General features: G+C 64.7%; 16 protein-coding genes and 2 pseudogenes. 9 read left to right on the top strand and 9 right to left on the bottom strand.

Annotation, left to right across the window (positions count from 1 at the left end):
* Window positions 1-6: 6 nt before the first annotated feature.
* The 7 genes and pseudogenes from Q0907_RS17630 to Q0907_RS17600 all read left to right on the top strand — a co-directional run.
* Window positions 7-1,353 (top strand): annotated as a pseudogene (locus Q0907_RS17630) (DUF4158 domain-containing protein); the annotation flags it as partial.
* Between the two features lie 127 nt (window positions 1,354-1,480).
* Window positions 1,481-2,347 (top strand): annotated as a pseudogene (locus tag Q0907_RS17625) (IS3 family transposase); the annotation flags it as partial.
* Between the two features lie 15 nt (window positions 2,348-2,362).
* Entirely contained in the window at window positions 2,363-2,575 is a 213-nt protein-coding gene (locus Q0907_RS17620) for a hypothetical protein (RefSeq protein ID WP_299347193.1), read from the top strand.
* Window positions 2,576-2,638: 63 nt separating this feature from the next.
* Window positions 2,639-2,878 carry a hypothetical protein gene (locus Q0907_RS17615; RefSeq protein ID WP_245123382.1) on the top strand — a complete coding sequence of 80 codons (240 nt, stop codon included), beginning with the start codon at window positions 2,639-2,641 and terminating at the stop codon, window positions 2,876-2,878.
* Between the two features lie 181 nt (window positions 2,879-3,059).
* Window positions 3,060-3,899: a chorismate mutase gene (locus Q0907_RS17610; protein ID WP_299347188.1), complete on the top strand. Its 840-nt coding sequence runs from the start codon at window positions 3,060-3,062 to the stop codon at window positions 3,897-3,899.
* Window positions 3,896-4,912 carry a quinolinate synthase NadA gene (gene nadA, locus Q0907_RS17605; protein WP_299347186.1) on the top strand — a complete coding sequence of 339 codons (1,017 nt, stop codon included), beginning with the start codon at window positions 3,896-3,898 and terminating at the stop codon, window positions 4,910-4,912. Before Q0907_RS17610 ends, nadA begins: the two co-directional genes overlap by 4 nt.
* Window positions 4,909-6,357, top strand: coding sequence for an FAD-binding protein (locus Q0907_RS17600; protein WP_299347185.1), 1,449 nt, complete (start codon window positions 4,909-4,911; stop codon window positions 6,355-6,357). Before nadA ends, Q0907_RS17600 begins: the two co-directional genes overlap by 4 nt.
* 40 nt (window positions 6,358-6,397) lie before the next feature.
* Here the strand turns inward: Q0907_RS17600 and Q0907_RS17595 are convergent, their stop codons facing one another.
* The 4 genes from Q0907_RS17595 to Q0907_RS17580 form a co-directional block, all read right to left on the bottom strand.
* Window positions 6,398-7,285, bottom strand: a complete 888-nt coding sequence (locus Q0907_RS17595; RefSeq protein ID WP_299347183.1) for a U32 family peptidase — start codon at window positions 7,283-7,285, stop codon at window positions 6,398-6,400.
* Window positions 7,286-7,289: 4 nt separating this feature from the next.
* Window positions 7,290-8,285 (bottom strand): peptidase U32 family protein, encoded by a 996-nt coding sequence (locus Q0907_RS17590; protein ID WP_299347182.1) that lies wholly within the window; start codon window positions 8,283-8,285, stop codon window positions 7,290-7,292.
* Window positions 8,285-9,817 carry a UbiD family decarboxylase gene (locus Q0907_RS17585; protein WP_299347180.1) on the bottom strand — a complete coding sequence of 511 codons (1,533 nt, stop codon included), beginning with the start codon at window positions 9,815-9,817 and terminating at the stop codon, window positions 8,285-8,287. The genes Q0907_RS17590 and Q0907_RS17585 overlap by 1 nt, the downstream gene beginning before the upstream one ends.
* A 94-nt stretch (window positions 9,818-9,911) precedes the next feature.
* On the bottom strand, window positions 9,912-11,144 hold the full coding sequence (locus tag Q0907_RS17580) for a hypothetical protein (RefSeq protein ID WP_299347178.1): 1,233 nt from the start codon (window positions 11,142-11,144) through the stop codon (window positions 9,912-9,914).
* Window positions 11,145-11,626: 482 nt separating this feature from the next.
* On the opposite strand from Q0907_RS17580, the gene Q0907_RS17575 reads away from it, so the two are divergent.
* Window positions 11,627-13,540, top strand: a complete 1,914-nt coding sequence (locus tag Q0907_RS17575; protein WP_299347176.1) for a pyridoxal-dependent decarboxylase — start codon at window positions 11,627-11,629, stop codon at window positions 13,538-13,540.
* A gap of 448 nt (window positions 13,541-13,988) precedes the next feature.
* Here Q0907_RS17575 and Q0907_RS17570 read toward each other — a convergent pair whose 3' ends face one another.
* Window positions 13,989-16,316: a nitric-oxide reductase large subunit gene (locus tag Q0907_RS17570; protein WP_299347174.1), complete on the bottom strand. Its 2,328-nt coding sequence runs from the start codon at window positions 16,314-16,316 to the stop codon at window positions 13,989-13,991.
* Between the two features lie 116 nt (window positions 16,317-16,432).
* On the opposite strand from Q0907_RS17570, the gene Q0907_RS17565 reads away from it, so the two are divergent.
* Entirely contained in the window at window positions 16,433-16,834 is a 402-nt protein-coding gene (locus tag Q0907_RS17565; protein WP_185896110.1) for a SirB2 family protein, read from the top strand.
* A gap of 129 nt (window positions 16,835-16,963) precedes the next feature.
* Here the strand turns inward: Q0907_RS17565 and Q0907_RS17560 are convergent, their stop codons facing one another.
* From Q0907_RS17560 to Q0907_RS17545, 4 genes are all read right to left on the bottom strand, one after another.
* Window positions 16,964-17,764, bottom strand: coding sequence for a PAS domain S-box protein (locus tag Q0907_RS17560; RefSeq protein WP_299347172.1), 801 nt, complete (start codon window positions 17,762-17,764; stop codon window positions 16,964-16,966).
* Between the two features lie 62 nt (window positions 17,765-17,826).
* A complete protein-coding gene (locus Q0907_RS17555) occupies window positions 17,827-19,509 on the bottom strand; it encodes an AarF/UbiB family protein (RefSeq protein WP_185896108.1) in 1,683 nt (560 codons plus the stop codon).
* 140 nt (window positions 19,510-19,649) lie between these two features.
* The gene (locus tag Q0907_RS17550; protein WP_299347169.1) at window positions 19,650-19,868 is read right to left on the bottom strand and encodes a hypothetical protein; all 219 of its coding nucleotides are present in this window, start codon (window positions 19,866-19,868) and stop codon (window positions 19,650-19,652) included.
* 872 nt (window positions 19,869-20,740) lie between these two features.
* The gene (locus Q0907_RS17545; protein WP_185896106.1) at window positions 20,741-21,586 is read right to left on the bottom strand and encodes an endonuclease; all 846 of its coding nucleotides are present in this window, start codon (window positions 21,584-21,586) and stop codon (window positions 20,741-20,743) included.
* Window positions 21,587-21,742: the final 156 nt, after the last annotated feature.

The raw sequence follows: 21,742 nt of genomic DNA, 5'->3' as shown, positions 1-21,742 counted from the left end.
CACTGCATGGCGACGCTGCACGAGACCGCGTATCCGCGCCTGAAACCTGATCCCACGGCCAAGGAACTGGACGAGATTTACACGCCCAGCGGCGGCGAAGTGCGCCTCGCACGTAGCATGGCGACCCAGCCAACCACTCAGTTGGCTGTGCTCATTCACCTGAAGATGTTCCAGCGGCTGGGCTACTTCGTGATCCTAGCCGATGTCCCAGAACGGATTCGGCAACATATTGCCCAGGCAGCCGGGCTGCGCCGGGCGCTATCCATCCGAGACTTGAATCGCTACGACGTCTCCGGCGCTAAACGCGCCCATATGGCGCGCCTGCGAAAGTTCCTGCGCGTTCGTCCGCTGGATGTCAGCGGGAGGGAATGGCTGGCAACGGTGGCCCAGGCCGCCGCTCAAACCAAGCATGTCATCGCCGACATCATCAACGTGCTGCTGGAGGAGCTGGTTCACCATCGCTTTGAGCTGCCGGGCTTCAGTACGCTGGAGAAGATTGCGGTTCAGGCCCGCGAGCAGGTGCATGAGCAGTATTACCGCAGCATCAATGAGGCCTTGACCGCGCCAGCCAAGAGCTTGATCAAGGAACTGTTGGCCGCACCGGCCAATGCCACATATACCGGCTGGAATGCGCTAAAGCGCGAGCCCAAACGGCCCACCAATAAGGAAGTGCGCTTTTATCTGCAACATATCCAACGCCTGCAACATCTGGCCCAGCAGTTGCCGGCCGTGGATATTCCGGTTCCGAAGCTGAAGCAGTTCCGCGCCATGGCGCGTGCGCTCGATGCCAGCGAACTGGCCGAACTCAAGCCGGCCAAGCGCTATGCCTTGGCGACGATCTTCATTCGGTCCCAGTACGCCAAGACATTGGACGATGCGGCCGACCTGTACATCCGGCTGATGCAGAACCTGGAGAACACGGCCCAGCAAAGACTGTTGGCCTACCAAGTAGAGCACGGCAAGCGTGCTGATACGCTTATCGCGCAGCTCAAGGAGATCCTGCAGGCTTATCAGATCGACGGAACGGACACACAGCGTGTGGATGCCATCGGACTGAGTCTGGTGGCGGACATTTCCACACTGCTGGCCGAATGCGATGAACATATGGCGTACGCAGGCCGCAACTACCTGCCATTCCTGATCCAGCCTTACAGCGTTGTCCGCCCGTTGCTGTTCAACTGCCTGGAGATCATGCAACTGCGCTCCACCAGCCAGGACGCGGGCATGGAACGCATGATCGCTGCTCTGCTGTCGCTCCGCGGTCAGCGGCGGGACATGATTGAGGCCAGCTCGATCGGTCTGGATGTTGAAAAGGATCTGGGCTGGTTGTCAGTCAACTGGCGCAGGCACGTCTTCGGCCGCAAAGCGGACTCGCTGGGTGGAGTTACCAGCATCTTGTGGACAGGTCTAGCATCCATGCGATCAGCGGGAGGCAAGCATCATGTCTTCGAAGAAGGTTCCAAGCCGGACTCGGCGGGCTTATCAGTTCATTGAGTCGCATCGGAATGAGTTCAGCGTTCAGATGATGTGTCGGCTGCTTGGAGTTGCTCGTGCTGGCTACTACGCTTGGCTCGATCATCCGGTGTCCGATCGAGCCCAGGAAGATGCGCGCCTGCTACGTCTCATACGATCATCTTTCACCGCAAGTCACGGGATCTATGGCGCCCCCAGGGTGCTGCAGGATCTACGCGAACGCGGTGAGAAATGCAGCAAGCACAGGGTTGCACGCCTCATGCGCGAGAACGGCCTCCAGGCGTTACACGGCTACCGCATACGTCATATCCCGGTTGCAAAGCCGCACGCATTGATCCCTAACGTGCTGCAGCGTCAGTTCACGGTGTCGAGGCCCAACGAGGCCTGGGTTACGGACATCACCTACATCCGTACCTGGCAAGGATGGCTCTATTTGGCCGTCGTCGTGGACCTCTTCTCGCGCAAGGTCGTAGGCTGGGCCGTCAAGCCGACGATTCATCGAGAGCTGGTCCTAGAAGCCGTCTTGAAGGCCGTTCGTGCTCGGCGCCCAAGAAAGACCCTGATCCACTCGGATCAGGGAACGCAGTATGGAAGCGACGCGTGGCGACGCTTCTGCAAGGCCAACCATCTTGAGCCAAGCATGAGCAGGCGGGCGAACTGCTGGGATAACGCAGTTGCCGAGTCTTTCTTCGGAAGCTTGAAGAAGGAGCGCATCAAGAAGCGCATCTACGCGGACCGCCAAACGGCAGCCTTGGACGTATCCGAGTACATCGAAGGCTTCTACAATCCGATCCGTCGGCACAGCTACCTCGGTGGCGTTAGTCCCATCGAGTTCGAAGCGGCACATCGGTCCCGCCGCTCAGGTGTCCACTAAATCCTGGTAACTCCAGTGGTGGGATTCACCCTGACACAATCCGATGACTATCCGCGCATCAGACCCCGCCAGGACACGCGCGCCGACCGGGTCGCGGTGATGATCGACTTCGACGCTGACGGCCGTACCGCTTACAGCTTCGGCGTGGACCTCTCCGGTTCGGTCCAGGATGGCGTGGTAACCAACGAGAACCAGCCTGCCACCGACTGGGACACCGACTGGACCTAGGCGGTCAGCGAGCACGACGCCGGCTGGTAGGTCGAGCTGCTACTGCCGTGGACGGTAGCGTCGATGCGCGGCGCGGATGCACCCACCCGCGACATTGCCGTCCACTTCAGCCGCACGCTGGGGGCCACGGGCGAACAGGTCGCTTACCCCGCCGTCTCGCCCGAGCGAGCGCGCTTCGTCTCCGCCTTCGAACGCGTGAACCTGGCGCAGTACCGCAAGGCGCTGCTGCACGTATGGCCGTACGCGACCGTCACCCACGACCGTCTCGAGGGCGACCACCGCCACAAAGGAGTCTATGGGTGAGGGGCTAGACGCTGGACTAGCTCACACGCCCTGACATCTCTTTGCACCCCAACAACGCGCCCCTTGATCTGGGTCAATGGCAGGGCTCTGAGTGCTCCCTAGGATGGTCACTGCCGAATCCCGTTCGGATGTCACGTCCTGCCATGACCATCCCTTTCACCACGAATGTAACTGACGCGCCATGATGACGTGGCTCGGAGATCTTGCGCTGTCCGGCACCCGGCTTGCCATTGACCGGATCGACGATCGTATGGTCGTACTGTTTTCCCATCGGCAGAGACTGGCCGCCTGGGCCGGGAAGATCAAGGCGCGTACCGGCAGGCGTCGCCTGGACACGACACGCGAAGCGCAGGTGATCACGCGTGCCCGGGACACGGCGCAGCGCTGCGGGCTTGATCCCGACAGCAGCGAACGCCTTATGTCATTGCTCATTGCACATGCGCATCAGCGGCAATGCGACGCGGCATTCCAACCGTACCCATCGCAGGCACTCTTCATGTCTACAGCTGAATTTTCGTATGTCACCGATTCACTGCTTGGAGCGCTTCCGCCTCCGCGCTACTGGCGGCCCCTAGCGAAGCACATTCCCGTCTCGTGGCAGCACATCGCGGTGCCTCGACTGCTCACGCGGGCGCTCACGTCATCCGACGCATTGCATAGCCTGCAACCTATTGCCGGTCGCCACATCGGCATCAAGGTGAACGACTTGGGGTTGAGCTGGGTGCTGAGCCTGGATGGCGAACGTCTCGTGTGGAGCGATTCCGAGGCGGAAGCCATGGTCACCGGCTCCGCGACCGACCTTCTGCTGCTGGCCAGCCGTATGGAGGATGCCGACACGCTCTTCTTCCAGCGCCGGCTGATGCTGACCGGGGACACGGAACTCGGCCTGCTGCTGCGCAACCTGCTTGACCGCATGCCTTGGGAAAGCTTTCCGCTGGGCTCGCGCATCCTGCTGCAGCGGGGCGCCCGGCTGCTGCAGCGCGCACGCAGCGCCCACCGGTCCCGCAAGGTGGCGGCATGAACGCGGCCGTCCGCCCGGCGTGGTCGCCCGACCTGGAGGAGCGCTACGCCGATGTGATGGAACGTGCAGGCAGTGGCGTGCCCTGCCTGGAATGGCCGTTCCATCTTCCCTGGATCGACGCCATCGCCAAGCTAAAACGCGAGCGCGGCGCGGTGATCATGGCGCACAGCTACCAGTCGCCGGAAATCTTCCACGGCGTGGCCGACATCACCGGCGACTCGCTGGCCCTGGCGCAGGCCGCCGCCACCGTGGACAGCGACGTGGTGGTCATGTGCGGCGTGCATTTCATGGCCGAGACCGCGAAGATCCTCGCACCGCAGCGGACGGTGCTCATCCCCGATCCCGAGGCCGGCTGCTCGCTGGCCAGCTCGATCACCGCCGAAGACGTCCGCGCCCTGCGCGCGCGCCATCCCGGTGCGCCCGTGGTCACCTACGTCAATACCAGCGCCGCGGTGAAGGCCGAGTCCGACGCCTGTTGCACCTCGGCCAACGCGCTGCAGGTGGTCGAATCGATGGGGGCCGACAAGGTGATCTTCCTGCCCGACCAGTTCCTCGGCCGTCATGTCGCTTCGATGACGTCCGTGCAACTGGTGCTGTGGGAGGGCCGTTGCGAAGTGCACGAGCGGTTCACGGCGCAACAGGCCAGGCATGCGCGCGCACGATTCGACGCGCGGGTCATCGCCCACCCGGAGTGTCCGCCGGAGGTGCTGGAGGAAGCCGATTTCGTCGGCTCCACCACCGCCATGGGCCGCTGGCTGGAACGCGAACGCCCTGCCCGGGTCGCCCTGATCACCGAGTGCTCGATGGGCGACAACCTGCGCACGCGCTTCCCGGACATCGAGTTCGTGAAACCGTGCAACCTGTGTCCGCACATGAAGCGGATCACGCTGCCCGGGATCTTCGACTGCCTGCGCGACCTGCGGCACCGGGTGGAGATCGACGCTGAGACCTCGCGCCGCGCGCGCGCCGCACTCGAGCGGATGCTCGCGGTGGGCAGGCGGGAGCGGGTGTGAACCTGCCCGCCAACCGCCTGGTCGTGGTCGGCACCGGGGTCGCCGGCCTGGTCACCGCGCTGTCCGCCGCGCCCAGGCCGGTGCTGCTGGTGGGCGGCTCGCCCCCCGGGAGCGGCGGCTGCACCGCGCTGGCGCAGGGCGGTATCGCAGCGGCCATGGCCTTCGACGACTCCGCGGCGGACCACGCGCGGGACACACTGGCGGCCGGCGCCCACCACAACGACCACGATGCCGTCCACTACCTGGTCGGTGACGCCGGCCGGGCCGTGCGCTGGCTTCAGGCGCAGGGCGTGGTCTTCGATCGCGACGGTGACGGGCTGCAGCTGGGGCGCGAGGGTGGCCACGGCTGTTCCCGCATCGTGCACGCCGGTGGCGATGCAAGCGGCCAGGCGCTGTTGCAGGCGCTGGCGGATGCGGCACGCCGGGCGCCCCACATCACCTGGCGGGCACCGGCCTGGCTGGACGCCATCAGGCTATGCGACGGCCGGGTGTCGGGCGTGGCGCTGATCGAAGCGCGGACGCCGCCACAGGAACTCGAATGCGCCGAGCTGGTGCTGGCCACCGGCGGCTGCGGCGCGCTGTTCGCGGCGACCACCAATCCGGCCAGCGCCGACGGCAACGGCCTGGCGCTCGCGCTGGCCTGTGGGGCGCGCCTGCGCGACGCGGAGTTCGTGCAGTTCCATCCCACGGCCATGGACGTGGAACAGGAAGGCGCGCTGCCGCTGATCACCGAAGCCCTGCGCGGTGCCGGCGCGCGGCTGGTGGATGACCAGGGACGCGCGGTGATGGATGGCCACCACGCCATGGGGGACCTGGCGCCGCGCGACCACGTCGCGCGCAGGGTGTGGGAATGCCAGCAGACAGGCACGCGGGTCTGGTTGGACGCCACCCCCCTGAAAGGCGACTGGGCGCAGCGGTTTCCCACGGTCTTGGCCCTGTGCGGACGGCACGGCATCGATCCGCGCCACCAGCGCATTCCGGTGACGCCGGCCGCGCACTTCCACATGGGCGGCATCGCCGTGGACCTGGACGGCAGCAGCGACGTGCCGGGCCTGTACGCCGTCGGCGAAGTGGCCTGCAACGGCGTGCACGGCGCCAACCGGCTGGCGAGCAATTCGTTGCTGGAGGGGGTGGTGTTCGGGCGCCGGCTGGGCCGCCGCCTCGCCGACATCCGCCTGCATGCCCCCGTGCACGGGCACCCGCGCTGGGTCGATCGCGGCCAGGCCGCGGACATGCCCGTACTTCGCGAACTCCGGCGACTCGCGGGCTCGGCCCTGGGCCCGGTACGCCAGCGCGCGCGCATGCGCGATGCCCTGGACCACCTCGCCGTCCACCCGGGGCTTGGCCACACGTGGCAGGGAAAGCTCGTGGTCCGTTTCCTGCAGGCGGCCCTGCAACGCCGGAAGAGCCTGGGTGCGCACTTCTGCGTCGATGACGCCGGCTGACCCCTGCCCGCCTCCACGCAAACTCCCGACAACCCGGCCTTCAGTCGAGGGCCGGTCCCGCCAGCGACGCCTTGCCCGGGCGCCCGAGCCAGTAACCGTTCCGCGCCCCCAGACGGGGCGGCGGCACCGGCGAGCGCAGCATCGCGTGGAAGTGCGCGACCACCGCGGCCATGTCCTCGCGCTGCGGCGACAGGCGCAGGATGCCGACACCGCATTCGGCCAGCTCATCGCGTTCGGGCGCCATGTCGACGGTTTCCATGCCCTGCACCTGGATGCCGTTGATCACCATGAAGGGCTCGCCCTCGCGGGTGTCCAGCGGCAGCCCGTCCGGATGTTCGATGCAGCGGAATCCGCACTGGTCCTTGGGCACGTCCGCGGCGCGCGCGGTGAAACACCGTGCCGAATAGGCCAGCGGCAAGCGGCCCCATGCCATCACCTCCAGCTCCGGCATCGGTTGGCCTTCGGCGTCCATGGCCGCGCGCAACGCCTTCAGCAGTTCCCGCCCCTGCTCGACGCCGGGCACCCAGCGCCGCAGCCCGTCTTCCATCAAGAGCTGCAATGCATGGTGGTTGTAGACGTTCAGGGTCGGCCCGCCGACGAAGCCGATGCCGCGCTCGCGACACACCTGCACGGCGGACAGGTCGTTCGCCTCGAGCAGGAAGCGGCCGTTGTCGGCCAGGCGCTGCACCACGCCCAGTTCGGACTCGGCCTCGATCAACGCCAGCGACGACAGGACCACGTCCTTGCCGCTGTCGGCGAGTTCTTCCGCCAGCGCCAGCCAGTCGCGCGTGCGCAGTTCCCGCCGCTTGCTGCAGATGGTTTCGCCCAGGTAGACGATGTCGACGGGCCAGCCGGCGGCGTCGCGATAGAAGGACAGCACGCGCTCGCGCGGCCAGAAATACTGCAACGGGCCAAGGCTCAGTTTCATCGGTTCAGTGCCATGCACGGTGGTAGGGTCCCAGCGTGGTCTGCCGCCCTTCCGCGTGGGACGCCAGGGTGTCCTGCCATTGCGGACGGGCTTGCCATCCCTGCGGTGCGCGCCGTTGCTGGTCGATCGCTTCGCGCCAGACGCGGGTGACCGATCCCACGTACGCGGCGCCACGCTGGCGGCCCTCGATCTTCAACGCCGCCACTCCCGCCTGCGCCAGGCGCGGCAGCAGCTCCAGGGTATTCAGGCTGGTGGGTTCCTCCAGCGCATGGAAGACCTCCCCGCCCACGTCGAAGCGCCCCTTGCACACCGTCGGGTAGCCCGCCGGCTCGGCGGGTGCGAACCGATCGATCAGCACGCCATTCAGGCGCACGCTGCGCCCCGCCTCGCCTTCTTCCCAGCGCACGAACGAGGCAGGAGAACAGACCCCGTGGCGGTTGGGCGATGCGCCGGTGACGTAACTGGACAGCTGGCAGCGGCCCTCGACCATGATGCACAGGCTGCCGAACGCGAACACCTCCAGCGGCACCGGCGACACCGTGCACAACCGCTCGACCTGCTGGATGGACAGCACGCGCGGCAACACCGCCCGCGAGATGCCGAACCGCTGGTGCGCATAGCGCAGCGCGGCGGCGGTGGTGGCCGATCCCTGCACAGACAGATGACGCGGCAGGTCCGGGTGGCGGGTGCTCGCGTAGTGCAGCACGGCCATTTCCGCGGCGATGATCGCGTCCATGCCCAGCCCGGCGGCTTGATCGACGGCGCGCTGCCAGTGGGACAGGCGCGCGCTGTCGGGATAGGTGTTCAGGGCGACGTAGACCTTGCGCCCGCGCGCATGCGCATAGGCGATGCCCTGGCGCAGCTCCTCCTCATCGAAGTTCAGGCCGGGAAACGCGCGCGCATTGGTCTGGTCGCGGAAGCCGACATAGACCGCGTCGGCACCGGCGTCGATCGCGGTGCGCAGGGCCGGCAGGTTGCCGGCGGGACAGACGAGTTGCATCAGTGCCTCCTGGATGTGTCGGGGCCTCGCGCCCATGCCGGTGCGGCGTGGGCGTCCATGCCGGACCGGGCAAGGCGGATCTGCTCCCACAGCGCGTCCACGCGCTTCTCCACGCCGGGATCGGATACGATGGGGCGCCCCCATTCGCGATCGCTTTCGCCCTGCCATTTCCGGGTCGCGTCTAGGCCCAGCTTGGATCCCAGTCCGGCCACCGGCGAGGCGAAGTCGAGATAGTCGATGGGCGTGTTCTCCACCAGCAGGCTGTCGCGCGCCGGGTCGACGCGGGTGGAGATGGCCCAGATCACCTGGGTCCAGTCGCGCACGTCGATGTCCTCGTCGGTGACGACGACGAACTTGGTGTAGGTGAACTGCCTCAGGTACGACCACACGCCCATCATCACGCGCCGCGCATGGCCCGCGTACTGCTTGCGGATGCTGACCACCGCCACGCGGTAGGAACACGCCTCCGGCGGCAGGTGGAAGTCGACGATCTCGGGGAACACTTTGCGCAGGATCGGGACGAAGACCTCGTTGAGGGCCATCGACAGCACGGACGGCTCGTCCAATGGCGCACGTCCCATGTAGCTGCCGTGGTAGATGGCGTCCGAGCGCATGCGCATGCGCTCGATCGTCATCACCGGGAAGCGGCCCTGCGCGTTGTAGTAGCCGGTGTGGTCGCCGAACGGCCCCTCCAGCGCGGTGTCGTCCGGATGGATGAAGCCCTCCAGCAGCACCTCGGCGCCCGCGGGGGCGTCCAGTCCGGTCAGTTCGCTGTGCCAGACGCGCGTGCGCGATGCGCGCAACAGGCCGGCGAACTCGTATTCGGACAGCGTGTCGGGCACGGGCGCCACCGCTGCGAGCAGGGTGGCCGGGTCCGCGCCTATCGCCACCAGCACCGGGAACGGACGTTCCGGTTGCGCGGCCTGCCAATCCGCATGGTCCAGCGCACCGCCGCGATGCGGCAGCCATCGCATGATCACGCGATCGCGGTCGATCACCTGCTGGCGGTAGATGGCCACATTCTGCCTCGCTTGGCGGGTGCCACGGGTGATCACCAGGCCGAAAGTGATCAGCGGCGCCGCGTCGCCGGGCCAGCACCGCTGGATCGGCAGGCGGCCAAGATCGATGTCGCCGCCTTCCAGCACATGCTCGTTGAACGCTGCGTCGGTCACCGCCCTGGGCGCGACATGCGCCAGCTGCGCCAGTTCCGGCCACTGTGCCAGCGCATCGCGAAGGCTGCCGGGCCAGCGCGGCTCCTTGATCGACGCGAGCAGTCCACCCAGTTCGCGCAGCGAAGCGATGGGCCGGCCAGCCATCGCCATTTCAATCCTGCGCCGGTGTCCGAACAGATTGCCCAGCAGCGGATGCGCCGAGCCCGTGTTGCGCATCAGCAGGGCAGGCCCCTGCTCGCGCAGCGCCCGCTGGCACAGCGCGGTGCTCTCCAGTTCGACGCTCACCGGTGCGTCGACATGCTGCAGCTCTCCTCTGTCACCCAGATGTTGCAGGAAGTGGCGCAGATCGTGGAAAGCCATGGCATCCGTTCGTGGTCGGAAGCGTCGCATTCTGGCGACGCCGCTGCGCCTGCCGCTTGACCTGGATCAAGCCCGCGTCATTCGCCGCCGGGACTCAGCGCGTGTACTGCACCTGCAGCCAGAACTTGCGGGTATCCGTCGTGCCCGATCCGGGAGCGCTTTCATAAGCGGCGTATTTCAGTGTCGCCACCCACCCGGTTGCCGCAGGAATCGCCCGGCTGTACGCGGCGTCCCATTCGTTGCCGAAGCGTCGGCCGCCGCGGTCGCTGCGGAAATCGTGATAGGCCACCTGCAGCTTCCCGCCCGCGACCGGCCGGTTCGCCGTGAAGTAGGCGTCGCGCAGGCCGTCCGCCGGCGTGGTGAGGAACACGTCGGCCCATCCCTGGAAGGCATGCTTGGTGGCCAGCGGCGTCTGGAATGCCCGGTTGCCCACACCCGGCCCGCGCCCTGCACCCAGCACTTCCTGCCCCAGCGTCCACTGCGTGCCGGCCCATGGGTGGCCGGCTTCGATCAGCCGGTAACGGCTGTCCAGATGCCAGGGATTGCCGGCGAGCGACGATTGCCACGCGTGTTCGAGCGTGTACGCGGTGCCGCCCAGCACGCCCTGCATCCGCACGCCGGTCGTCCTGCTGGACAGCGTTCCCAGCGGTGCCGTGGCGTTCACCGCGATGTTGTCCAGGCCAAGCCGGTAGTGGTAGGCCGCCATGGTCAAGGAGGTCCCGAAGACATGTCGGGCGTTGACCAGGTGGCTGTGGCCTTCAATGTCGGCCGGCGCTGTCCTGCCCGGCGTGGCGGGGCCGTCGGGACCGAAGACGGTATCGATGTTGTCGATGTAGGCGTAGGTGAGCGTGGAGGCCGGGGTCGGCTTGAACTCGACCACACCGCCATCGTAGGTCTGTTCGTTCTGCCGCCAGCCCACGCCGCCCACGAAGCGCTGGTTGTCCAGGTTGATGCGCTGGCGGCCTGCCGTGACGCTTCCTTTCGCAAAGCGGCTCCTTGCCAGCAACTGGTTGACCGACGTGCCCTGCGGGTCGGCGACGGCGGCGTAGGCGCCCTGGCGATTGCGCGTGTCGTTGTAGTGGTCCGCCCCCAGCGGACGCACGTCGTCGACCTCCAGGAGCCCGCTCAGGCCGTGCCATGTCGCGGTCATGTAACCGAGCCGCGTGCGCAGTGTGTGGGCGCTCGCGTTCTGCAAGGGGCCATCCTGCTCGACATGCTCGAAGCGATAGCGGGCGTCCAGGATGAGGCGCCCTTCGCTCCCTTCCGCAGGGGTGGCGACGGCGGCCGCGGTGGCGGCCGAAAGCGCGACCAGCAACGCCGCGCGCATGGCAAGCGGAGGCAGCGCGGGGCCTCCCTGTCCGCAACCTTCACTAAGCGGAAACGAGGAGCCATCCGGCGCGGGGACGCGTCGGACCGGAAGGGAAGAACGTTGCCTCTCGATGTGCATGGTAGGGAGTGCTCGTGGTGAGTGCGGGAACAAAGTCCGGGACCGTCGGGCGACGCGCGCCGGCGTCTTGCCGCCGACGGGTGTCGCGATGATTCATCGCAACACGTGGCCCTGGCCGCGCCGAAGACTAGTCATGCGCGGCGGTGATGGTCTTGACCTGTGTCAACCGCATCGAAGGGCGCTGCTTCACCTGCGGCATGTCGTCGCGGGTCCGGCGGTAACGGCCGGATCCGCTTGTTGACCGCCGGTTGATCCAGATCAGAGAGGGCACGGCCAAAGCCGCCTAGGCTTCGGCCATGACACAGACTCCCCAAGCCTGGCCCGCGGCCCCTGTCCATGCGCAAGCGCAGTCGGACCGCCACATGCTGGCCGCCTGCTTCCTCGGGCCTTACGGCGAGAACGACACACTGCTGGAGAAGCTGGTGGTGGAGTTCCTGCGGGACCATGTCCATTGGCGTCGGAACTTTCATCCGGAAGACCCGCCGGCGATTCCGACCTCGGCCGCCCAGCATCCGCAATACCAGGCGTTCGAGGCCAGAATGAGGCGTGAACTGCATCAGCTGTCGGCCGCGCTCAAGCAATCGGTGCCCTTCCACAGCCCTCGCTACATCGGGCACATGGCCTCCGACCTCCTGCTGCCGGGCCTGGCGGCGCAGATCCTCACCCTGCCCTACAACCCCAACAACGTCAGCGAGGACGCAGCGCCGATTACCGTGCAGCTGGAGGTCCAGGTGGGACTGCAGCTGGCCCGCATGCTGGGCTTTGTCTCGGATCCCTCACGGCCGGATTGCGCGCTCGGACACCTGACCTCGGGTGGAACGCTGGCCAACTACCAAGCGTTGCGCCTGGCGCTCGCACTCAAGGCATTCCCGGTGGCAATGCTTGCAGCAGGGGTGCCCGACATCGACCTGCCCAGGGACGTCTCGCAGGCGTTCAACCTGGCTCCGTCTTCCGCAATCGAACTGCTAGAACGCTGGCGACACTGGCTTTCCCGCCAGAACAAGCCGGATCATCAACATTGGCGCACGCGCGTGAATGCGCAGCGCATCGAGCATCTTGGGATGGTGAGCTTCTTCGCCCGTCACCGCGACCTGCGTCCGCCCTGCGTGCTTGCGCCGATTACGGCCCATTATTCGTGGAGCAAGGGACTGAAATTGATCGGACTCGGCAGGGAGCAGCTTCGCTTACTGCCTGTCAACGGCATGCGCCTGGATCCAGCAGCGCTTCAGGAAGCACTGGAACGCTGCGAATGCGATGGCCAACCGGTTCTAATGACTGTCGCCGTGCTGGGAAGCACGGAGTACGGCACCATCGATCCCATCGATGAGGTAGTAGTCGCACGCGAACGCTCCAGCAAGCACGGCTTAGGCTTCAGCGTCCATGTGGATGCAGCCTGGGGTGGCTATCTGGCCACGCTATTCCGGCAGCCCGACGGCGGACTGCGTCCTTTGCAGGAGATCCAACAGGAGTACCGCGATTTTCCGCGGCCGGAAGTGCACGCCGCGTTCTCGGCCTTGTCCCAGGTCGACTCCGTCACCATCGATCCCCACAAGCTCGGTTACCTCCCCTATGGCACGGGCGCTTTCATCTGTCGCGACCATCGCGCGGTGGAACTTCTGTCCGAACATGCGGACTACGTTTTCCGGGAAGGTGGTCCGGACGACTACATGACACGCTACCGACAACTAGGCCAGTTCGTTCCAGAGGGTTCCAAATCCGGCGCTGCCGCCGCTGCCGTCTACGTTACACACCGTGTGCTGCCGCTGGACCACGCCCACTTCGGCCTCATGCCACGGCAAACGGTGCTGGCTGCGGAAGCATTCCTGGTACGGGCCCAGCGCTTTGCGGAGGAGATGGCCACGACCATCAAGGCATGCGTACCGTTCCATCCGGACAGCAACCTAGTCTGCCTTGCGCTTAACCCGTCGGGCAATGACGACATCGCGAGAGCCAACAGCTTCGTCCGGAATCTCCACGATCAGCTGCGCTGCGACCCCCAGCAGCCATTGCAGATCAAGCAGTTCTTTGCCTCGATCACCACGCTCCAGCGCACGATGATCGGCGATGTCGAAATGCACCGCATCCTCGAGAACCTTGGTGTCGACCCGGCCACGATGACGGACGACACCGACGCGGACCGGCTGGTGATATTGCGACACACGCTGATGAATCCGTACCTGCTCGATCACGAGAACGGGATCAGCTACATCGATCACTACTTCGACTACCTGACCCTGCACCTGCGGCAAAGCACTTGGCTGCAACATGCAGAGTGATGGATCCTTTACCCGAGCCCCGCGACGCTCAACGCATCCTGCACGCAGGATGCGTTTGCCCGCTGAAGCTCTCTCGTGCATCCGCTCAATGAATAGTGGCGCCCAGGCATGACATGCGGAACACATTGCGACCCGCAGCTAGTGGTGACGGAAATCGAAGGTCCGGATTCCCGCACCAAGTCGCGATAGGTCCGACCTGCCCGCGGGCGTCATGCCAAGTCCTTGTTCGCGGCACTCTCCCACGTCGCCACCCAAACCAGCAAGATCTTCGGCCAGCTGATACGGATCCACGTCCGGAAATGCTTCCGGACGCCACGGTGCGGCACTCGTCTACATAGTAGCCCCAGGCAGCGCCTTCCTTGCGCCAATGCGTGCCTGCCCCTGCATGCGCCTGGAACAGTCTCTTTCTCACGTGGCCGGTGACCCTAAGGCCACCGGCACAGAAGCATTAGTGATTAGGTAGATCGGGCCCATCGATGGCGCCTGCCACCTTTGCAGGTTTCGGGGATACCCAAAGCCTGAAGACGAACCATGCCAGTGATACGGCGCCCACGCTGAAGATCACGTCGCCAGGCACGCGCATCCACACCAGCATATCCACGATCGGCTTTTGCATGAACTCGGCGGACCTTGCGTAGGCATAACCGTGCTCAATGGCCGCCAGTAGCTGCAACGTGCCCAATGGCAGCAGCGTGAGCAGGGCCATCAGGGCCAGGCCAATGTTGAGACACCAGAAGGCGGTCTTGAGGGCACCGGTGTTCCAGATCATCTGGCCGCGTAAGCCTCGCAGGCAGAACAGCACCAACGCGATGCCCAACATGCCGTAGACACCGAACAGCGCCGTGTGGCCGTGAAGTGGCGTGAGATTCAGGCCCTGCATGTAGTAAAGCGACAGCGGCGGGTTGATGAGGAACCCAAACAGGCCGGCACCCACCAGGTTCCAGAACGAAACCGCGATGAAGAACAGGATCGGCCAACGGTAACGTGCCATCCAAGGCGTGGCATGGCCCATCCGATACGTGTGGTAAGCCTCGAAGCCCAAGTAGGCCAGTGGCACCACTTCCAGCGCACTGAAGCTCGCACCCAAGGCGACCACCGCGGTCGGTGTGCCCACGAAGTAAAGATGATGGAGGGTGCCCAAAACGCCACCGGACATGAAGATGATGGTGGCGAACATGACCGCCGTGGTGGCGGACTTGGGCCCCACCAAACCGAGCTTGACGAAGATCAGCGCCATCACCGCCGCGGCAAAGACTTCGAAGAAGCCCTCCACCCAAAGGTGGACCAGCCACCAGCGCCAATACTCCACTTCAGAAATGTGGGTGTGCTCGTTCCACATCAGCGCCGAGGCGAAGAACAGTCCGATGCAGACGGTGGACAGGAAAAGCAGACCCACTACCGTGCGCGTCTCGGTGCGCGGCCCACGCAGGACGGGCCAGAGGGCGCGGCCGACCAGCACCAACCACAACAGCAGGCCGATGAAGAGATACCACTGCCAGAAACGCCCCATGTCGGCGTATTCCCAGCCTTGGTGACCGAACCAGAAGTTGTGCTCCAACCCCAGCTTCTGCATCACGGCCAACCATTGTCCCGTAAAGGAACCGACGACGATGATCAGCAATGAGAAGAAGAGGAAGTTCACTCCGAATCGCTGGAACCGCGGCTCGTGGCCAGACATGGCGGGGGCGATGTAAAGGCCTGTCGCCAGCCACGCCACCGCGATCCAGAGCACTGCCAGCTGGGTGTGCCATGTTCGGGTGATCGAATACGGAAGGATGTCCGACAGCGCGTAACCATAGGCCACCTGCCCTTCCACCTGATAATGGGCCGTAATGGCCCCCAACAGGATCTGCAACAAAAACAGCGCCAGCACTACCCAGAAGTATTTCGCGGTGGCCCGCATGGACGGGGTGATCCGGAGCGTGGCCAGTGGATCCACCGCGGGCAGCGCTGGCTCGTCCTCGTCACGGGTTCTTGCGTGGTGCCATCCCAGCAGAGCGATACCTGCGATCAGGAACAGCACACTGAAGGCCGACCACACCCACAACGACGGCGGAGGGCGATTGCCGATGAGTGGCTCGCTGGGCCAGTTGTTGGTGTAGGTCACGCGCTGGGGGGTCACTCCGGCCTGGTCTGGACCCACGGTCTCGCCGGTCGAACCGGGTCGTTCGGTGCTGGCGCCCCAGGCTGTCCACCAAAAGAAGCCAGTCAGCGCGCGCCGATGGGCTTCGTCGGGCACGGTGTTGTTCTTCATCGCGTAGGCTTCGCGCAGCTCCGCCGTTTCTGGCGCGTTGCCAAACAAGCTCACGTAATGGTCCGCCACTTTGCCCATGGCCTCGGCTCGCACCGCGGGCACGGTGATGGTTTTCGTCTTGGGTTCAAACGTGTTGGGTCGTATCAAGGCTTCAAGGCGTGCGCGCAGCATCCCTTGCTGCTCGGCAGGCAATACCCTGTAGGAAGGCGCCCCCTCCAGCGCTGCCCACGAGTCGAGAATGGCCATCGCCTCGCGATGAAGCCAATCCGCGCTCCAGTCAGGCGCGACATAGCCACCATGGCCCCATATGGAGCCAAGCTGCATGCCACCCATGGATTGCCAGACTTGGCGGCCACGCTCGATGTCGGCGCGCGTGTAGAGCACACGGCCATCTTCAGCGACCACACGCTCGGGCATCGGTGGTGCACTGCGGAAAATCTCAGTGCCAGCCCACAACAACACTGCAAATGAGACAACCAGCAGGGTTCCCAACCCCAACCAAAGTTTCTTCGTGGCGTCCACGCTTCACTCCTTCGTTGCCGATGCCGTTCGGTATGGTGTCCAGCTTAGGTCAATTCATTGTGAAGTTATCGCATCAATACATGTTTAGACTGAGATCCAATCGAAGGAACAGGCACATGATCCACTACTACTTGCAGATCAAATCGGCGCACGTGTTCTTGGGCCTGCTCGTAGCGGCCTTCTTCCTTCTTTCGTTTACAACGTCGTCCATCACGCAGCTCAGATCCATACAAACCCCGGTAAAATACCTGACCTGGACAGTGGACGTTTCGCTATTGACGGCGGCGATGATGCTGTTGACCATCCTTCCGGGCGCTATGTATGCCAATGCATGGCTGCTCGTCAAGTTGGTGGCGCTGGCGGGCTTCGTGGGTTGCAGGCACGCGATGACGACCGAACGGCCACCGCTTCTACCCCGCTGGAGCTGGCTGTTGGCCGGTGGTGCGTTGCTGGCGTATGCCTACAGTGTGGCGCGTGCGCATCACCCTCTCGGCATCTTCGCGAACTTCATCACGTGACGACACCCTCCCCTGCATCCTGCCAGCAGACAACGGAGCCCCACCCATGCTCCACAAATCCGAAATTGATGCCAGGCTGCGTGCGATCAAGGCGGAAATCCCCCGCCTGCGCCAGAACATGAACGCGTTTTACCGCGCCTTCGAGGATCGTGCGGATCGTTTGTGCTGCGAAGTAGAACCCGAGTGCCAGCAATACGTGCTCGACAACTTTACGCCATGGTGGAACGTGCTGGAATCAATGCCTGACGGCTGGATTCCGCTTCCCGGCATTTCTACGGGCGTCACCAGCAGTTGGCGGGTCAACAGGGCGCCGCGCTCTGCTGCTCGCAGCGCGGCATCCACGTTCCTTGTCAGCCGGGGATCGTGGCTGACCCGCATCGTGATCAGTTCCAGCGCATTGATCACGACGCCGAGCGGATTGTTGAAATCGTGTGCGAGTCCCATGGTCAGCTTGCCGATGGCTTCCATCTTCTGCGCCTGTAGCAGGGCCGCCTCGGCCTCGCGCAGGCGTTGCTGTGCCTGTACTCGCTCGGTGATGTCGCGGGTCACCTTCGCGTAGCCGACCAGTTCATCGCCCACCCAGATCGGGTCGATGACGACGCTGGCGAAGAACCGGGTGCCATCCTTGCGTAGACGCCAGCCTTCCGCAGAAAAGCGACCGTCATTCCGGGCCGCATCCAGACCACGTTGCGGCAAACCCGCGGCCACACCTTCGGGCGTACAGAAGCGCGAGAAGTGGGTGCCGACGATCTCCTGGGGCGAATAGCCCTTGATGCGCTGCCCGCCCGGATTCCACGTCTTAACGTATCCATTGGGGTCGAGCATATAGATCGCGTAGTCCGTGACGCTGTCGAGCAACAGACGGAACTGGGTCGCCTCATCCGACAACGGGCAGCGTGGTGCCAGCATTGGCTCGTCAAGCTGATCCATGACGATCGACGGTAAGTATGCGGACGTGAATGCGATGTAGGTATGCGGCACCGCACAAGGAACTATCGCGGCCCGCGTTCCTCCCGCGAACGCGCCCGGTGGTCGCTGACCAGCGAACTGACGACGATGCCCGCACCAAGCGCCACACCCAGCAGGAACAGCAGCAATGCGACGACGGGATAGCCCCACAGGGTATGCGCGGACGGCACGCGCATCATCATCGCCGAAGCCAGGATCAGCGCCGCTGTGATGACGCCCACCGAGATGCGGTTAGCGATCTTCTGGAGATTCTCCATCAACCGCGATTCCTCCAGACCGGTCAGACGCATCTGCAGGCGATTCTCGGCTACCAACGAGAGAATGTCCGACACCTTTCGGGGACCGTCGCGCAGCAGCGCCTGCACTTCCATCATCTCGCTGGCCAGGCTCGGCGATGACAGCGATTTACGCAGGCGCGCGCGCATCACGTGCTGCAGCTGGTCTTCCACCACGCGTTGCGTATCGAGTGCTGGCGCCAACAGGTGGCAGGCCGTATCGAGATTCAACAGTGTCTTGCCAAGCAGACTCAATTCCGGCGGAGGCCGCAGTCCGCATTGCATGGCGATGCGCACCAGGTCGAGCACCACCCGTCCCTCGGACATCGACGATTGGTGCGCGCCGTAGCGCGCGATCAGCTGTCCCACTTCCCGCAGGAACTTCGGCTCGTCGTAGTCTTCCAGGCGGATGCCCAGTGCGATGCACTCCTCGGCGACCTGCTCGCCGCGCCCGTCCACAGCGGCGAAGAGCAGCTTGAGCAGGCGATCGCGCTGGCGCGGCGGCACGTTGGCGACCATGCCGAGATCGAACACGGCCAGGCGACCGTCCTCGGTCACCCTCAGGTTGCCCGGGTGCGGGTCCGCGTGGATCTCGCCATGCACGAACATCTGGTCCAGATAGCCGCGCAGCAGATCCTCCGCCAGCGGGGTCATGTCCTGCTCGGTGCGTCGCAGTCCGGAAATCTCGTCCACCCGACGTCCGTCGGCCAGCTCCATGGTCAACACACGCTTGGCCGTGTAATCCCATACGGGGGCCGGCACCCACAACTGCCGGAACGGCGCCAAGTGCTCGCGGAAACGCTCCAGGTTCTCCGCCTCGGCGACATAGTCCAGCTCGGCCGTCAGCGAGCGGGAAAACTCCCCAAGCCACTCGGAGAAACGCACGTGGCGTCCGATATCGGTGAAGCGATCCGCGGTGCCGGTGATGCCACGCAACAGTTCCAGGTCCGCCATCAGCTGCTGCGCCACGCCGGGCCGCTGCACCTTGACCGCGACCTCGCGTCCATCGCGCAGTCGCGCCCGGTGGACCTGCGCCAAGGACGCACACCCCAGCGGCACCTCCTCGAAGCTGGCATAGGCCCTATTGACCCTAACACCCAGCGCGTCTTCCACCTGCTCCCGGATCACGTCGAAGGGAACCGGCGTGACATCCTCCTGCATGCGCTCCAGCGCGGACGCATAGGCCGGCGGCACCAGGTCCGGACGCGTGGACAGCATCTGGCCCAGCTTCACGAACGTCGGGCCGAGCGCCTCGAGCTCATCGGCGAACTGTTCGGGACTTCCATCATCGTCGCCGCCCTCGTCGAGCATCGTGGGCTCCAGCGAGAGGCCGTTGAATACGCCCGATTTCCTGTAACGGAACAGGAAGCGCAGGATCGCGGCCCGGCGCGGCAGTTTGCCTTCGACGGCCGAGGAGGTAGCTGGGGTCATGGCGTCTCCACGCGTTCTTTCTTGCAGGCGATGTTTTTCGCCTGCATGCGGTGATCGTGGAGTGAACGGACGACACCACGTCCCCGCAAGGATGATGGAGGTCGCGGAGGCGCGTTCTAGTGCCCCTAAGCCATTAACCGCTATGCGACCGCGGCAGACAGCGCCTTCAGCACGTCATCCACGCACGCAGGGTTGGTGATCCAGGCGGCACCGGCATGAAGCGAGGGAGCGATGTCGGGCTCATAGCCAGTCAGGAGCACGATCGGCACGCCGAGCGACACCAGCGCGTCCGCCCATCTCAAGCACGGCCTACCATCCAGGTCCAGATCCAGTAGCGCGACCGTGGGCGGTTTCGTCATCGAAGCGTGGAACGCGGGGTAGGCGCTCGCGAACGGGCCAAGCACGCTGCCGCCCTCGCCCGTCACCAACACCACCCTTACGCTGCTTTCACTCGGCACGTCGTAGAATCAGGCCAACGGAGCTCGCTGGAGCGTGAGGCCCCCTTCTCACTCTTGGATCGGGAAGATCGCCGTGGGTACTGCGATGCCGATCGACGATGACCGCGGCAAGCGTGGAGAGATGGCACAGCTTGCTGTCGAAGAAGGTTCTGGTCGTAGCCTCCCTACGATGCGTTTCCTATGAGAGGAGCTGAGATCCTTCTGCCTCTTTTCGGCGGAGTGCAGGGCGCATCAGCCAACATAGCGACGCCCCGTTGGCAATCAGCATTCGAGATCAACCTGTGGCTTTCGCACTAGAGGCCTTCGCGAAGCGCTCAAGGGGTTGTCCAATATCAGCGATCGATTCAAGAGTGTCAGGTAATGAGTCGACCTTGATCACGCGGGAAGATGACGCCGCGGCATTGGACCTCAAGAGCTTCCTGTAGACGAATGCACTTTCGTGGCGCCTAGCGGGCGGCAGCGCCGCAGCAGTCTTAGCGTGGCGACGGCGCCACCGCGAGCATTCGTAGGCCCGAGGACTATTCCTAGCATTGATCCACCGCTCGACAAACCGCTTTGCCTGAGCGACGCTCGCCGCCTTGGAGTGGAACTCCTTCTGCCACCACTTCAGCTTCGTGGTGCCGTCAGCCTTGATGGCCGCTACGCACGCGTAGTTCTGATAGAGGTTGGCTCCGCCGTCTGCGTTGTCTGACCAGCGGTAGGATTGGGGAAGCGCCATAGAGCGATCTTCGGCCCGTTGTTTCCCAGAAGCTGAGACGGCGCGAACCGTCCGCCTAGAGCTCCCGCACCGTCAGTTCTCCCGATAGGATCGGCCGTGCCACGATGTAGTAGTCGTCCCGGTCGAATTGGCCCGCGTCGCCCTTGATCCGCCTAGCCTCCCGCAAGGATCCGGCGCTCCCAAGGTAGTTCCAATGGTCAATGACATGGAGTTGGCGAAGCTTCCCGTCGCGCTCCTCGATCGCCACTCTGCCCTTGTAGGGCCACCTGGCAACTTCGATCCCCCTGAGCGCCGTCAGCAGGCGTTCGTCGTGGTCGCTTCCGGCCTCCTTCCCGGCGCAGGCTCCGCGGCAGCGGCCGATTGAATGGCGGAAGCAGGGGCGGCCGGCCGGCGTCCGTTCTAGGCCAATGCGCGCGCAACAGAGCTCGTGTTCGTCCGCCAAAGCTCTAAGCCTTTCCATAGCGGCCATCTTGCTGCCGAAAAGGCCATAAAGGTTCGTCCGGAGACGAAAGTTGGGCTCGTTGGAGAACGCGTAACGCACCCCTCCCAGATCCAGCGCTATCGAGCAGATCCGATGAGTCCGCCTCAGCTTCTTGTTGTAGAGCGGCTGCAGCGTCTTGATCTGGTGAGCTTCCAGGAGCTGGGCGCCCAAGTCGCCCGCAGTTCGGACATGGGTGATTCGGCGCGTCTGGGACAGCATGCGGGCCTCGCCGGGCTCTCGCAGGTGGCTGAGCACCCGTGTCCGGAGATCGACACTCTTGCCGATGTAGAGGGGGACGGACTGCTCTTCCCCGTGAAACTGATACACGCCAGGCGCCTTAGGCAGCTCAGCCGCCAATTCCCGCAGGTGGCTGGGGTACTCGTAGGGGAACTTCTCGCGTTCTTGGCGACGAAACAACATGACGTGCGTAGCGTGTGGGGCACCGGCCAGCTGCGATCGTCTGGCGAGAGCGTCGCAGCAATTGCGACGGTAGCGAAGCCTAGCTGTGATCTCTCGGTAGGTTGTTCATCCGGGGCATCTCTGGAAGATGGGGGTTGCGAAGCCAACCCAGCCCCC

Origin of the sequence: uncultured Pseudoxanthomonas sp., assembly GCF_947498795.1 — a bacterium.
Taxonomy (GTDB): domain Bacteria; phylum Pseudomonadota; class Gammaproteobacteria; order Xanthomonadales; family Xanthomonadaceae; genus Pseudoxanthomonas_A.
Note: the sequence above shows the minus strand (reverse complement) of the source record. Positions and strands in the feature narration are given on the sequence as shown.